Below are 14,595 nucleotides of genomic sequence, written 5' to 3'. Positions count from 1 at the left end.
TCGCTCCGTAGCGCGTCCATCTTGGTCGGCGACAGGTGGGAGAGGCTGCCTGAGTGGGCGGCATGGTTCTCGGAGGTCGGGTACTGGGCGGCAGGCCTACGCGAGGCAGGATCAACCGCGTTAGTGGCGCTGTCCGTTCCGACGCGTGATTACCTCGCGGTGCTGCTGACCTATGGGGTTGTGAACCGGGCGTCCCAGACAGAAGTGGTCCCTGCGGAGTCGGAGCAGAACTTCGAGCAGGCCAAATGCCTGCCTGTCGGCAACTGCGTTCGCGTCATCCCGGTCAAGGGTCCCGGGCAGGGACGGCGCGTGTACACGGGAGTGTTCGGCGGGGCGATTCAAAACCATCATGGGCGGGTCTATGAACTCGCAGGCAGTAAGAGTCCTGGTCGGCGTCCTGGACCGATTTCGTGGTTTCCGGCAGACGACTACCGGCTCCAACTGCTTCGCTGGCCAGACCGGCCGGAGGACTACAGGGGTAGCAACCGCTTCAGCGAAGAGCTTGAAATACCCGTCGGCGCCGAGAAGCTGTTGCCCGGACAGATGGCCGACTTCTACGGACGCTGCTCGCTGCACAGCGTCGTGGTGGGGGTAAGGAACACGGTCCTGACTGAAGCCCAGCTCGTCGTTGGAGCAGCCGGAGGACCGGCATTGCCCCTGCAGGAGCTCCTGCGTCTGCGCACAGTCCGCTCGCCTGGATCCCACTATCGCAGTGTGGTGCTGTCGAGCCGGGGCGATCCGGAGGAGCACCGCGATGTGGTGCGATCCTGCCAGCCGGCTGTGGCCGTGCTCGACGGTGCGGCAACGGTTCGGCGGTGGCTTGGAGCCGGCCTCGCAGGCGTGACGGTGGCCGTGGTCGAGCGCACCAGCCCGTCAGCACTGGCCGCCGCGGACGGGCTCTACGAAAACCGAAGGCGCAGCGTGGCCGACGTCGATGTGCCCAGAGACCTTGGCATCCGGATTCCTCCGGGAGTTGAACTGCTGGCATGGAAGGGCAGGGGGGCGGCGCGATGAGTTTGTCGGAGGCAGACAAGGTCTACCGGCACGCCGACTGCATTATTGAGGAACAGCCTGTGCACCACTCAGGAGTTCACTCGTTCATGCTGGCAGCGTCGGCATTTTTGCGTGCAGTAGGGGAGTTGGAGAGCTCTGACCTGTGGAGGCAAGCCTGCGTCGAGATCCGGCGCGTCAGGTGGCTCCTCGGTACCGTGCCGGTGCCCCTCAATAGCTTGGATCTCAGGCTTGAGGAGGCGGCGCGCAGTTTGGCAAGCATTAGCGCTCGCTTGCGGCAGGCTGCGGATGGCAACCTGGTGCGCCAGCTGTCCGCCGCTGCGCAGGCTCTGACCCGCCTGGGATCGGACTGCTCCAATCCGCTTGCGGCCGGGGTTATGACGTTCCTGTCGTCTGGCCGCAAGGGCACCTCGCTTGTGGCAGTGACCAACCGCTTCTACCAGGACGCCATTGTCCGCGCTTTTGGCGTGATCCACTATCCAATGGAGATTGGCACGGTCAGCGACCTGTTGGGGGCTGAGGTATATGACTCGGCCGTGGTTGTTGGACCGGTCGGCTGGCTTCCGCCGGGTGTGCTGAATGCTCCCCGAGCAGCGCGGCTCGGCCTGATCCACTATGACTTCTACCGCGAACCGCTTGGCATACAGCCGCTATTCGACGAGGGGCCTGTGCTTCGCGGCACCATGCCAAAACGTGTACGTCGTCGCGGCACGAAGACAGTCGGAACACCGTCCAATTTCGCGGGTGATGCGACGCCTGAGATGGCGGAGTCCCTGCTGACGGATGTCGATGCCGCTTCCCTGGCACAGGATGCTGTTGCAGGACTTCCCAGCGAAGCTCTGCGGGACAGTGTTTCAGGCGACCATGAGGGGGTGGAGGCCCGTGCGGCTCTGCTCGCTGACGGTTCATATGTCTTGCTGCCCCTGGAATCCGGCGTTCACAAAATCCTATTGATTGAGCCGGATCGGCATGATGAGCCGTCTGTCGAGGCCGTCGACGGGGCCTCGATTTCAGTCGGCGACTACGTCGTACTTCGCGGTAGCTCCTACTATCAGAGCCTGATCGAGCGGGCCGATGCCGTCCTGGGCAAGGACGCACCTACGCTTCGCGCGCTACAACAGGGGTGGAAAGCCCAGCTGGGCGATCGCATTGCCCAGCACCCAGATGGTCGTCAGGGGGTTGCGAAGGACTTGGTGGCGCGCGGCGCGGTGACAACCAACCTGGACTACTGGACGAGTCCCTGGTGCATCAGAACCAGGCGTAAAGATGACTTCGCTGTCGTCATGGCGTACCTGGGCCGCGAGGGGGAGGCACGGGACGCTTGGGTGGCTCTCGGCCGAATCGATCACGCACACCGCAGTGCCGGGCGGAGCTACGCCGAGGCTGTGCAGCGTGCTGTCTCCGGGAATCTGTGGCAGCAGCTCTGGGCGGACCGCTGGTGTGAGATCCCCCTGGACGACACAGAATCGGGCGCGCGGGCAGCTCTGGTCGACGCCCTCCTCCCCGGACAGCTGTGCGTACCCCCGCACTATCTCTGTCGGCTCCGCACCTCGGAGGTATTCTGATGGCGCGCATGATCCCGTCGGCTTTCGACCCGGAAACCACCCCAAGTCCCGGGGAGAAAGCAGTATTTCAGCGGCTGCGCGATGACCCTGGCACGGCAGGTTGGGTAGTGTTGCACTCGCTGGGAATCGCCAACCATCCGCGACAGATCCAGGGTGAAGCAGACTTCGTCATCATCGTGCCCGGGAAGGGACTCGTAGTCCTAGAGGTGAAGGCCCATCAGCAGGTCAGGCGCCTCCCGAGTGGTGAGTGGCGTCTGGGCAGCCAGCCGCTAAGCCTGAGGAGCCCTTTCCAACAGGCCGATGAGGCCATGCACGCGGTCAAGGACAAGATCATGGGCCACGGCGGTGGGCTCGGAGCTGTACCCATGACGTCAGCGGTGCTGTTCACGCACAGCCGGTTCGCGGTCTCGGGCCCCATGGAGTGGCACTCATGGCAGGCGATCGACACGGTGGCTCTGCACAGCCGCCCCATTTCCACGCTGATCGCCGGGGTCCTGGACGCTCACCGTGCGCACCTCACCTCGACTCCCACAGCCGGCTGGTTCACCCCGTCATCCGCCGCTCCTGACACCGGCCAGACCGACCGGATCCTGGAGGCGCTGCGGCCCTCATTCGAATTCGCCGAACCGCCCAAGCTGCGGCGGCAGCGGATGGAGCGGGAGACGCAGACCTTCACGAAGCAGCAGTACGAGGTACTCGACATGATCGCCGCCAACCGGCGATGCCTTGTACGCGGTGCCGCAGGGACGGGCAAGACGTTCGTGGCGGTGGAGGCGGCACGGCGGTTCGCCGGGAACGGTCAGAGAGTTTTGCTGTGCTGCTTCAACCGGCAGCTGGGCCACTGGCTCAAAGAAGAGACCGCCGGGGTGGATGGGATCACGGCGGCTCACCTTCACTCCTACATGACAGGACTGGCGCCCTCTGCACGCCCCGCGGCAAGCGGAGACGACAGGTACTTCACCGAAGAGCTTCCCGACCTCGCCCTGGAAGCCCTGTTGGAGCGCGATGGCCCGCCGTTCGACGTGCTGGTGATCGACGAGGCACAGGATCTGATGCGCGAGTCCTACCTCAACGTGCTCGACTCCTCCTTGCGCGGAGGTTTGTCTAGTGGTCAGTGGCTGGCGTTCGGGGACTTCACGCGCCAGGCCCTCTATGACTCCGACGGCGAGGGAATAGAAGCCCTCCACAAGCGGACGGCGGGTGAGCCAGCGGTATTCATACTGCGTCACAACTGCAGAAGTGTCCCCGACATCACCTTCTACGTAGAAGCGACGTCCGACCTTGACCCAGGCTATGCCGGAACGCTGCGGCCCTCCAACGACCGGACCGCAGAGCACCTGTGGTGGACGGACAGCGAGGAACAACAGCGGCTACTGGCGGACAGGCTCACCCAGCTCACCCGCGAGGGGTTCCGGCCCGAGGACGTCGTCGTCCTGTCACCGCTGCGCAATGACCAGAGCGCGGCCGGCAGCTGCCAGGACCCCCGCTGGCGGAACCGGCTCGTGCCCTTCAGCCTCCCGCGGCCGGGGGCGGTGCGGTACGGGACAGTGCACGCGTTCAAGGGCCTGGACTCCCCAGCGGTCATCCTCACTGATATCGCCTCTTTCGGGTCGGCGCGCGAACAGACGCTCTTCTATGTGGGCGCCTCCCGCGCCAGGGACGAACTCACGGTGCTGATGTCCCAGAAAGCACGTCCCGGCTTCCGCGAGCAGGTCTTTAAGGAGAAGGAAGCATGACCATCAGCGACCACCTCGGTCCGCGTGAGGACGTTATCGACGCCCTGAGGGCCGAGCTGCTCGGTCCTGCGCCCGCCGGCAAGTCCCTCGACCGGGAATCATTCGACAACTGGGAGGCAGCTCAAGGCCCTTGGGTGGAGCCCGAGTCCGGAGAGGAAATCCTGGACCGGGCCCCGCTGGTGCGGTACGGCGTCGGTGTCCTGTACCCCGCCGAGAGCACTGCTCAGCCCGCGGACGAGGATCGCACGGTCGTCGTCGGTCTCGTGGACGGTGAGCTCGACGGAAAGGTATTCGAGGGCCTCCAGGAAGCTGCACAGCGCACGGTTGGCGGGCCGCCCGAGGACGACGACTTCGACCTCGCTGGCGCGAACGACCGGCGTCCCAGCACCATAGGCCTGTCGTTCATGCTGGCGGGCGGGAGCGGTACGGCTCTCCGCATCGTTTTCACAGGAGGCCGCTACCGGCGCCAGAACGTGTCTGTGGCGGGCGATGCGCGGCGGTGGTGGGTGCGCAGCCCCGTTACGGCGGTCTGGGAGCTGTCAGCGGACGAGATCGCCCCGGCCAACCGGGTCCTGCGGAAGCCGCAGCCGGACGCGGATGCCTCGCGCGGCATTGACGGGCTCGACCTGGAGCTGATCGTCAACGTGCGCAGCCATGAGGACGGCAGGCTGATCACAGTCGCCCTCGTCAACCGGACGGCCCCCGGAACCCAGCCACTCGATGCTGTGAGCCTGTTCCAGGCCGAGATGACCGTCGAGCCGCAGGGCGGGTGGCTCGCCCCCTACCCGGAGGCGGCTGAAGCCGAGGCGCACCCGGACGATGCCTCGTTCAATCTGCTCTACCGGGAAGCACGGACCTTTGCCGTAGGGCATGGCTGCGCCGCGGACTGGGCCGACCCCACAGAGGGCCGGGCCGCCTGGGCCAAGGCCGACCCTCTGCCCTGGTACGAGGCACCCAGCATCACCCCCGAGATCCGGCAGAACGGCAGCCCGCTCACCGTCTCTATGGAGCAGCTCTCCGGGGACGGCCCTGGCGGTCCTGAGCGTCTGGAGCAGGTCGTCGGCGCGTACGCGGAGTGGATCGAGGGACTTGAAGCGAAGGCTGTCGGCCTCGACGAGCGGCTTCGGCCGACTGCCGCGCAGCATATCGAAGGTTGCCGCAAGGCTCTGGGCCGGATGCGGGAAGGGCTCGAACTGGTCCGTGATGCCCGGAGCGACGTGGGCCGTGCCTTCCGGATGGCGAACCGTGCCATGCTGCGCCAGCAGCTGCGCTCCGGGGCCGACCTGCGCCCGACGCGGTCCGTCGACGGGCGGTTCCAGGTGGATGGGGCTCAGCCGGACGAGAACGAGGGCCGCCGCAAGGGCAAGGGGAACTGGCGTGCCTTCCAGATCGCGTTCCTCTTGGCCGCCATCCCCTCAAGTGCCGATCCCCTCCATGACGACCGCGAGGTTGTTGACCTCATCTACTTCCCCACCGGCGGTGGCAAGACTGAGGCCTATCTCGGACTGTCCGCCTTCACTATGCTGCTCCGTCGTCTGCGTGACCCTGGTGACACGAGTGTCACCGTCCTCATGCGCTATACGCTGCGTCTGCTGACCGCTCAGCAATTCCTGCGTGCCGCCGCTCTCGTCTGTGCGCTTGAGGAGCTGCGCGCAGACACGCCGGACCTCGGAACGGTCCCCTTCTCGATCGGGATCTGGGTGGGTGGCGAAACCACTCCCAACCGACGCGCGGATGCGAAGTCAGCACTTGGCAGGCTCCACCGCGGAGAGCAGGAGAACCCGTTCCTGCTGCTGCGCTGTCCCTGGTGCGCGGCTCAAATGGGCCCCGTCCCCAGCCAGGAGGATGACGCCGCGCCCGGGCAGCGCCGCCGTAGGACCGGTCGGCGCACCGGAGCAGCAGCCCGCACACCCGTAGCCGGGTACACGGAGTACCGCGGGACCGTGCGCTTCATCTGCCCAGACAACGAGTGCCGCTTCTCCGCGGAGGACTCGCCACTGCCCGTCTACGTGGTTGACGATGACCTCTACGAGCACCGGCCGACGCTCGTGATCGGAACGGTGGACAAGTTCGCCCTGATTGCCTGGCGGCCCAAAGCAAGGGCCTTGTTCGGCTTCGGAGCCGACGGCCTCGGCTCGGACGGCTCCCGGGCCTACTCGCCCCCCTCCCTGATCATCCAGGACGAGCTGCACCTCATCGCCGGTCCGCTCGGCTCCCTCACGGGCCTCTACGAGGGCGTTATCGAAGAACTGTGCACCGACAGGCGAGACGGCGCGCGCATCCTTCCCAAGATCGTCGCCTCCACCGCGACGATTCGGCGGCACGAGGAGCAGGTCAAGGCCCTTTACGGCCGGGAGCAGGTCCACCTTTTCCCGCCGCATGGCATCGATGCCTCCGACTCCTTCTTCGCCGTCTACGACTGCGATCCGGAGACCGGCACTCTTAAGCCAGGGCGGCGCTACATCGGCGTGCACGCCCCTGCCCTCGGCTCCATGCAGACCACACAGGTCCGCACGTTCGCCGCTCTGCTCCAGGCCGCCAAGGAACTTCCCGAAGGCCTCCGTGACCCCTGGTGGACGCTGCTTGCCTTCTTCAACAGCCTCCGCGAGCTCGGCAACTCGCTGTCGCTCATGCAGTCCGACATCCCCGACTACCTGAGGACCATCAACAACCGCTCAGAGACGTACCGCACCGGGATGCGCTACCTCAACTGGGTCGAGGAGATGACCAGCCGCCTCCGTCAGGACCAGATCCCCGAAGCCATCCAGAAGCTCGAGCGGCAGCTCACGGACGAGCAGCGGGCCGTAGACACCTGCCTGGCCTCCAGTCTGATTGAGGTCGGCATCGACATCCCCCGCCTTTCCCTCATGGCCGTTGTCGGCCAGCCCAAGAGCACCTCCCAGTACATCCAGGTCACCGGTCGCGTCGGACGACGCATTCCCGGACTGGTCGTCACCCTGTACGGGGCCGGCAAGCCCCGCGACCGCAGCCACTTTGAGCGCTTCCGCAGCTACCACGAACGCCTGTACGCGCAGGTCGAACCGACCAGTTCCACCCCATTCGCCCCGCCCGCCCTAGACCGGGCCTTGCGCGCAGTCGCGGTTGCCTACATCCGGCAGACCGGACCGGAGGCGCTTGAGCCTCAGCCGTTCCCCACCGAAGGCTGGGAAGCGGCCAGAAGGCTTCTCCTCGACCGGGTCGACTTCTGCGACTCCGAAGAAGCCGACCGCACAGCCGACATCCTGGACAGGATGCGCAAGGAGTGGGAGGCGTGGCAGCCCGGGCACTGGGGCGACTTCGGGCCCACGGTCAGCAGCGACCAACTCCTGCGTCCCCTTGGCCAGTACGCGGACGAGCAGGCGCAGAGTATGACCTGGGCGATCCCCTCCTCCATGCGCGGCGTCGACGCCGAATGCCAGATCGAGGTCACCTCGGAGTACGCGATCCAGGAAGGACAGTCATGATCCGCGGCAAGGTCCGGCGCTCTCAGATGGTCGCTCCGTTCGGCCCCGGGGCCATGCACGTGCTGTCCGACGGGACGTCGGTCATCACGGCAGGCCTCGACCACTGGTTTCCACGCGGAGACGACCGCAACCAGGAAGAGTTCCGGATCCACGAGTGGCGCCTGGAACAGCATCTCGGTGTCGACGCGCTCTACTCTCCCCCGGACCACCGCACCCGTTCTGAGAACGGGGTCAACACCGGTCTCACCGTCCCGGTACTCCGATTCCCCACCTGGGGCTTCTGCCCGCGCTGCCGCAAGCTGGCCAAGGACCGGCTTCACCAGGAGAACCGTCCGGCCTGCAAGGAGCATGAGTCCTCCGGCCGCAAACCCTTCTTCGCCCAGGTGCCCTTTGTTGCGATCTGTGAGCGAGGGCACCTCCAGGACTTCCCCTGGTTCGAATGGGCGCACAAGTCAGCGTCGCCCTCCTGCCGGGGGCACCGCCTCTCACTGCGGTCCTCCGGCGGCGGCACTCTGGCCTCCCAACGGGTGTCCTGTTCCTGCAACGCGACCCGCAGCTTGGAAGGCATCACATCAACAAGGAGCAGTGCCGAGAGCGGCCCTTCCACGTTCCTCTCGGAGGAGCTCGAGCCGGGCGGGCCGGCGTACCTGTGCCGCGGCGGGGCGCCCTGGCTGGGGATCGACCGCGAAGGGGAGCCGTGCGGGAGCCCTCTCCGCGGAAGTTTGCGCGGCGCCGCGAACGTCTATTACTCGCTCCTGAAAAGCTCCATCTTCGTGCCAGAGGTGGCCGAGTCGACCGCCGACCCAAAGGTCCTCTCTGTCCTCCAGGACGGGGTGATCGTGCAGGCCCGGCAGAGGGCAACGGTCTTCCTTGACAAGGGAGAGGCTCTGCCTGTCCACATGCTCCGGAAAGCGGCCCAGGGTAACGCCTTCCTCCTCGACGACTTCAGCGACGAGGAGATCGCTCGCGCACTGGCCGTGCTGCAACAGTCCGAATCCGGAGCTTCAGAGACAGAGGAGCCAGAATCCGCGCAGGACCCAGCTCCATTCCGCGCCACCGAGTACCAGACGCTGCGCGGTGCGATCGAGTCCGAAGAACTGGTCGTACGCGAACCTCGAGGACAGTACGCCGCCAGCGTGGCCTCCGCCTTTTCTCGCGTAAGGCTTGTAGAAAAGCTCCGCGAAACTCGGGTACTATGGGGCTTCAACCGCGTTTTCGCGGAATCCTCTTACGATGACGCGTCCCGCAATGCAATGCTGCGCCGCACACCCGCGCGCCCGGGTGGCAACTGGCTTCCGGCATACACTGTCAGCGGCGAGGGCATATACCTGGAACTCGACACGACGCTGCTGGGTGCCTGGGAGGAGCACCAGACAGTCCTGGCACAGGCTGAACTACTCACACAGCGCTTCTCGGATCTGGCCGAACAGCGCGGCCTGACCAAGCGCGAGTTGTCGCCGCGCTTCATCCTCCTGCACACACTGGCGCACCTGCTCATCAACCAGCTCACCTACGAGTGCGGCTACAGCTCGGCCTCCCTGAGGGAGCGCCTCTACGTGAGCCCCGGCTTGGACGGCATGGCCGGTATCCTCATCTACACCGCCGCCGGGGACTCCGAAGGCACTTTGGGCGGCCTAGTTCGAATGGGCGAGCCCGGCCGGCTGGAAGGAGTGCTGGAGAACGCCCTGGCTCACGCCGCATGGTGCTCCTCGGACCCGGTGTGCATCGAGAGCAAGGGCCAAGGCCTCGGATCCTGCAACCTCGCCGCCTGCCACGGCTGCGCGCTGCTTCCTGAGACTGCGTGCGAGGAGTACAACCGCTTCCTTGACCGTGCCTTGGTGGTCGGTGGGCTCGGAAAGAGCGAGCTCGGTTATTTCGCCACGAATTGAGAGCAAGTTGGTAGTGTGCGTGAGCGTCTCATTCACGCACACCACCTTCGTCTGGCACTGCATCTGAGCGGTTCCGGAGGCCCTATGGGAGTTTGGTATCGCAGCAGGTCGCGGCAACGCTCGTCGCAAAACAGGTGGGCCGAGTCCACAGATAGTCCACGGCCTCACTAACCACAGCTTTAGGAGTTCGGCCAGTGCCCGGCACAGCTGGGGGATCAACTCGGCCACGCCAGCGGTGCAGGACCACCTAGGGGTGCTGGCGTCCAGGGTCGTTTATGTCACTTGTAGATGTCAGAACGGCGCGACTATACGCGTTCGCTGGCACGATGATCCCATGGTTGCCCTGGAGCAAATCAAGGTGGAGCGCATGGCGCACTTCCGGTCCCTCGACGAAAGAGCCACCCTGCGGAAGTACTTCCGCCACGTCGGCGAGGAGGGGGGCTTGTGGTACTTCGAGGTCGTACCCGACCGCGGTGAGTTGGTTGCCATCATGCAGGCCGAGCTGACTCCGGCTGGCCGACTTCACCGGTACGCCTGGGAACACCTCGAGCACGGCTTCCTGACGGATCAGGCGATCGACCCCGAGGAGGATCCGTTAGAGGTCATCCCAGCCGAAGAGTTCCAGGAGGTCTGGAACCGGTGAACGCACTGAACAGCCTCTTTACAGGAGCGGGAGGGTGTGCTTCGGTCTGACCTGCATGGCTGCGGTCCTGGCCGCTTCACCGTGTAGGCGCCCTAGATATGCCCCTCGTTCCCCGTGGGTCCCCGCACGGTCTGGCACGGATGTGGCACGGCGAGCTCATCGTCCCGAAGCAACTTGGAGTGTCGGTCTTCCTTGGGCTGCTACGCCCGCCACCTGCGCTGATGGCCCGCTGACGTTCACGCTTGTTCGAGGATGCGCGTCACGATTGTCACGCAGATAGACACTCAGCGCTGCCTCTGCATCGTCAGCTTTCTCCGACTTGCTCACAACGGTGTCACAGACCTGGCAGCCTACGAATGGTGACGAAAGGATTTGAGATGCCCATTCTCTTCTTCGCCGCTGCTGGCGCCCTCTTCGCAGGCGGCACCGGCGGAGGGTGGTATATGTGGAAGCGTGGTCTGCAAGAAGCAGCCAAGCAGTTGCAGCATCAGGACGCTGAGGCCGCGAAGCAGGCGCTTAGGGACGCCATCGACCTTGCTGGCCTACGCAACGAGGCTCAAGCGGCAGGCCTGGACCCGGATGAGGTCGTTGCCGGATACAAGAAGATGCGAGACGAACAGTTGTCTCCGCAAGACGTGCTCAGGAAGCTGGGCCAGGCTGCTGTATCCGGTTGAACGCCCCTGCCCCCAGCCGTCGCGGCAGCAGCTCCTTGGGCAGCAGTCCGACACCAGTGGGCGTCTGCACACGGCTCCGGAGGGGGCGTGCGCCTGAGGCGTATATGCAGGTCAGCGGCCTACGAGCTGGTGGCCAAGCCTCGTCCGTCCACACATAGGCCGCATCTCGCGAAGGCTCGGTTGCACCTCACCCGGCAGCGATGTGGGCACAGAGGCTCCGCTGTTGATACCTGCCGGGCACGTTGGTCCCTACGGCCGCCCAGAATGCCTTGGAATCATGGAGGTGCCCACCCAAGGTGTGCCAAGACAGGCCTGGATGCTCGATCCGCAGCACCGCGAGGCCGGCAGATGCCAGACCGCATCGCTGATACTCCGGCAGCGTGTAAGGCTGCTCGACCCACCCAAGCTGGCAGTGAGGGCAGACCTGGTAGTCAACGCTGAATGCGAACTCCCCGTCCAGATTGGCTGCACTCTCACGCCAGCCTTGCCGTTCCCCGGAGACGGTGTCCTGCCAAGGCGTGTCTAGCTTCGGCACCGTTACCCACCCGCGCTGTCGCCCGAACCGCCCGCGGCACACCCGCTGCAGAACGTTGCGCCACCACTCTCGCCCAGACACCCGTCCCACCTCGTGAGCCTGGTCGGCCAACTGCTGTGCTGCCTTCTGGTCGTTGGTCATGGCCCCATCGTTCCCGCTTCGGAACCGGGGCGAGCATGCTCGCCCCGGCAGACATCAAAGGCGAGAAACGCTCCATCTTGATCCCCGTCGCCACCTCCGCCGCGATGGTGATGGTGGCCCAGCCCCCGGCCCCGAAGATTGCCAACCGCCAGACCGGTGAGATCGCCACCGACCGGGACACCGGTGCCCCGCTGATGACGGTCGACGTCATGTTCGTCATGGACGGCAACGCCGAGATCCTGAACCTGACCGTGCCCAAGACCGGCATCTCCGAGGAGCTGTCCATGGGCACTCCGGTCGCCCTGACCGGCGTCGTCGCCCGGCCGTGGGAGAACGAGTTCAACGGCCGGAAGCGCCACGGCATCAGCTTCCGCGCGGTCGCCGTCACGTCGCTCGCCGCCGCGAAGGTCGGCTGACCCATGGCCGGGTTAACGGTCGCCTTCGCGTTGGTCGCCACGGTCGCGCTGCTGCTGCGGTGGCAGGGCCCGGCCTGGTACTGGATGAGCTTCGGCGTCGTCTTCGCCGTGGTGCGGATCCTTGTTCGGTACGCGTCGGTCATGGACGCGTGTGGGCTGACTGTCCCGCCCTCGCGCTGGCGCTTGGCGTTGGCCCGGATGACCGGCTGGCCCATCCCCGACTCGCGGGCGCCCCGGATTCTGCGGCTGCGGCCGACGCGTACCGGGCTCGTACTGCGGGTGAAGCTCCGCCCCGGTCAGGATGCGTTCGACTTCTCCGCCGCCTCGGACCGGCTCCGGCACTCGTTCGTCATGCAGAACGTCACCGCCCGGGAGGTCCGCTCGGGTGTCGTCGAGCTGCGGATGACCGGGTACGACGTCCTCAAGCGGGTGCAGATGCCCGCGGCTGCCCGTGCTGGGGTGATGCGGGTTCCGGTCGCCATGTGGGAGGAAGGGGAGGTCTACTACCGCGACTACCGCCAGACCCCGCACGCCCTGAACGTCGGTGCCACCCAGTCCGGGAAGTCCGTCTATCAGCGCAACCTCGTCGCCGCCCTCGCCGCGCTGGATGTCGCCCTCGTCGGGATCGACTGCAAGCAGGGGGTCGAACTCGCCCCGCTCGCCCGGCGGTTCACCGCTCTGGCCGACAAACCTGACGCCGCCGCTGACCTCCTCGATGCGCTCGTCGAGCACATGGAGGAGGTCTATCAACTGATCCGCCGCGAGCAGAGGTTGAGTGCAGACCTGCCGGATGTGGAGATCACTGCCGACATCTGGGACCTGCCCGACCACCTGCGGCCAATCCCGATCGTGCTCCTGGTCGACGAGGTCGCCGAACTCGCCCTCTTCGCCACGAAGGACGAAGAGAAGCGGCGGGATCGGATCATCACCTCCCTCGTCCGGCTCTCCCAGCTCGGCCGCGCCGCCGGCATCTACCTGGAGATCTGCGGTGAGCGCTTCGGCTCCGAACTCGGCAAGGGCATCACCATGCTCCGTGCCCAGCTCACCGGCCGCACCGCTCACCGCGTCAACGACGAGACCTCCGCCAATATGGCCTTCGGCGACATCGCCCCGGACGCCGTGCTCGCCACGGTCCAGATCCGGACCGACCGGCCCGGCACCGCCGTCGCAGGCGACTCCTCCGGTGGGTGGGTCCGCATCCGCACTCCCCATCTCACGCTCCGGCGGGCCGCGAACATCGCGAACTCCCACGCCCACCGCACGCCCGAGATCCCCGCGCTGGACGCCTTCCGGCCCGTCCTGCCGCCTCTGGGCAAAGCCGCGGCGCCCTCGGCCGTCACGGCTCCCGCGATCGCCTGAATCCCCTCGCTCCACGGCGGCGTGACCGCTTCACGCATGTCCTTACCCCGCCCATGCCCGAAACCGGAAGGAGGACCCCCGATGCGTCCCATCCGCCGGCCGGACGCCGTCCTCGTACAAGCCGTGATCGCCGGCGCCCTGTCCTTCGCTCATCTCCACGACCTGGCTGCGGCTGCCGGACAGTCCGGTTGGAAGGCCTGGGCCTATCCGGTCTCCGTGGATCTCCTGCTCGTCGCCGCCTGGCATCGGCTGCGGACCTCGCGGGCCGCCGGTGAACCTGCCCGCTCCGCCTGGACGTGGTTCATGGTCGCCCTGGCCGCGTCGCTCGGTGCGAACGTCGCCACCGCCGGGCTCCTCGACCTCGGCCACGTTCCCGCCTGGCTGCGCATCCTCGTCGCGGGCTGGCCCGCCCTCGCGTTCCTCGGCGGGACCCTTCTTGTCCACTCCCCTGGCCATCCGGCGGTCACCAAGCCTGCCGAACCCGACACAGACACTGGGCACCCCTCGGCCGTGGAAGCGGTCATCGAGCGGGATGACCTGGTCGAGCCGGAGCCCGAGATCGCCGCCGCCCCGGCCCTCCCCTCTCCGGAACCGGAGCCAGTCCCGGAGTCCGAGCCCGCCCCCGTAGCCGTACCGCCGGCGCTCGTCGCTCACGCCCGGAAAATCGCCGACGACTACCGCGCCCGCACCGGCTACCCGATCGACGCCGACACCCTGCGCGCTCGCCTCGGCGTCCCGCCCCTCATGGCCAACGCTATCGCCGCCCAACTCGCCTGAAGGGAGACCCTCATGGCCCCTCGCGACCACTTCCACTCCGTGATGCGGATCGGCCCCGTGCAGATCGGTACCCACCGCGACCGCCACGGCCGCACCAAGTACGCCGCCGTGTGCACGTCCGACGGCTGCGGCTGGTCCGCCGAGTACTACAGCTCCTCCGCCGCCCAACTCTCCGCCCGCACCCACCGCTGCAAGCCCCGCTGACCTCGAAGGAGACCCGCGTCATGGACGTCCCGCTCTGGCTCGCCCTGATCGTCGTTGGCGGCCTCGGCATCAAGCTCATCCGCCCGCCCTGGTGGCTCGTCGCCGTGATCCTCCTCGGCGGCTACCTCCTCGCCGACAGCGTCCTCGCCCCGCTCATCGACAACACGATCAACAAGTAGGG

13 protein-coding genes are annotated in these 14,595 nt (G+C 66.5%); 12 read left to right on the top strand and 1 reads right to left on the bottom strand.

Annotated elements, in window-relative coordinates:
* Positions 1-123 precede the first annotated feature (123 nt).
* The 7 genes from ACFYT9_RS02865 to ACFYT9_RS02835 all read left to right on the top strand — a co-directional run bounded on the left by ACFYT9_RS02865 (position 124) and on the right by ACFYT9_RS02835 (position 10,982).
* Positions 124-1,014, top strand: a complete 891-nt coding sequence (locus ACFYT9_RS02865; RefSeq protein WP_389160528.1) for a hypothetical protein — start codon at positions 124-126, stop codon at positions 1,012-1,014.
* The gene (locus ACFYT9_RS02860; RefSeq protein ID WP_389160526.1) at positions 987-2,576 is read left to right on the top strand and encodes a hypothetical protein; all 1,590 of its coding nucleotides are present in this window, start codon (positions 987-989) and stop codon (positions 2,574-2,576) included. The genes ACFYT9_RS02865 and ACFYT9_RS02860 overlap by 28 nt, the downstream gene beginning before the upstream one ends.
* Positions 2,576-4,312, top strand: a complete 1,737-nt coding sequence (locus ACFYT9_RS02855; protein ID WP_389160525.1) for an NERD domain-containing protein — start codon at positions 2,576-2,578, stop codon at positions 4,310-4,312. Before ACFYT9_RS02860 ends, ACFYT9_RS02855 begins: the two co-directional genes overlap by 1 nt.
* The gene (locus ACFYT9_RS02850) at positions 4,309-7,776 is read left to right on the top strand and encodes a helicase-related protein (protein ID WP_389160524.1); all 3,468 of its coding nucleotides are present in this window, start codon (positions 4,309-4,311) and stop codon (positions 7,774-7,776) included. Before ACFYT9_RS02855 ends, ACFYT9_RS02850 begins: the two co-directional genes overlap by 4 nt.
* On the top strand, positions 7,773-9,665 hold the full coding sequence (drmB, locus tag ACFYT9_RS02845) for a DrmB family protein (RefSeq protein WP_389160523.1): 1,893 nt from the start codon (positions 7,773-7,775) through the stop codon (positions 9,663-9,665). Before ACFYT9_RS02850 ends, drmB begins: the two co-directional genes overlap by 4 nt.
* A 334-nt stretch (positions 9,666-9,999) precedes the next feature.
* Positions 10,000-10,308, top strand: coding sequence for a hypothetical protein (locus ACFYT9_RS02840; protein WP_389160522.1), 309 nt, complete (start codon positions 10,000-10,002; stop codon positions 10,306-10,308).
* A gap of 377 nt (positions 10,309-10,685) precedes the next feature.
* Positions 10,686-10,982, top strand: coding sequence for a hypothetical protein (locus tag ACFYT9_RS02835; protein ID WP_389160520.1), 297 nt, complete (start codon positions 10,686-10,688; stop codon positions 10,980-10,982).
* 187 nt (positions 10,983-11,169) lie between these two features.
* Here ACFYT9_RS02835 and ACFYT9_RS02830 read toward each other — a convergent pair whose 3' ends face one another.
* Positions 11,170-11,658: a hypothetical protein gene (locus tag ACFYT9_RS02830; protein ID WP_389160519.1), complete on the bottom strand. Its 489-nt coding sequence runs from the start codon at positions 11,656-11,658 to the stop codon at positions 11,170-11,172.
* Between the two features lie 104 nt (positions 11,659-11,762).
* Here ACFYT9_RS02830 and ACFYT9_RS02825 point away from each other — a divergent pair, with 104 nt between their 5' ends.
* From ACFYT9_RS02825 to ACFYT9_RS02805, 5 genes are all read left to right on the top strand, one after another.
* Positions 11,763-12,074, top strand: coding sequence for a hypothetical protein (locus ACFYT9_RS02825; protein WP_389160623.1), 312 nt, complete (start codon positions 11,763-11,765; stop codon positions 12,072-12,074).
* Between the two features lie 3 nt (positions 12,075-12,077).
* The gene (locus ACFYT9_RS02820; RefSeq protein ID WP_389160517.1) at positions 12,078-13,433 is read left to right on the top strand and encodes an FtsK/SpoIIIE domain-containing protein; all 1,356 of its coding nucleotides are present in this window, start codon (positions 12,078-12,080) and stop codon (positions 13,431-13,433) included.
* Between the two features lie 81 nt (positions 13,434-13,514).
* Positions 13,515-14,210 (top strand): DUF2637 domain-containing protein, encoded by a 696-nt coding sequence (locus ACFYT9_RS02815; protein WP_389160514.1) that lies wholly within the window; start codon positions 13,515-13,517, stop codon positions 14,208-14,210.
* A gap of 12 nt (positions 14,211-14,222) precedes the next feature.
* Entirely contained in the window at positions 14,223-14,414 is a 192-nt protein-coding gene (locus ACFYT9_RS02810; protein ID WP_389160513.1) for a mobile element transfer protein, read from the top strand.
* 20 nt (positions 14,415-14,434) lie between these two features.
* Positions 14,435-14,593, top strand: coding sequence for a hypothetical protein (locus ACFYT9_RS02805; RefSeq protein ID WP_190103575.1), 159 nt, complete (start codon positions 14,435-14,437; stop codon positions 14,591-14,593).
* The last annotated feature ends 2 nt before the right edge of the window (positions 14,594-14,595 follow it).

The sequence above is a fragment of the Streptomyces sp. NPDC004435 genome, assembly GCF_042873895.1.
Taxonomy (GTDB): Bacteria; Actinomycetota; Actinomycetes; order Streptomycetales; family Streptomycetaceae; genus Streptomyces.
Note: the sequence above shows the minus strand (reverse complement) of the source record. Positions and strands in the feature narration are given on the sequence as shown.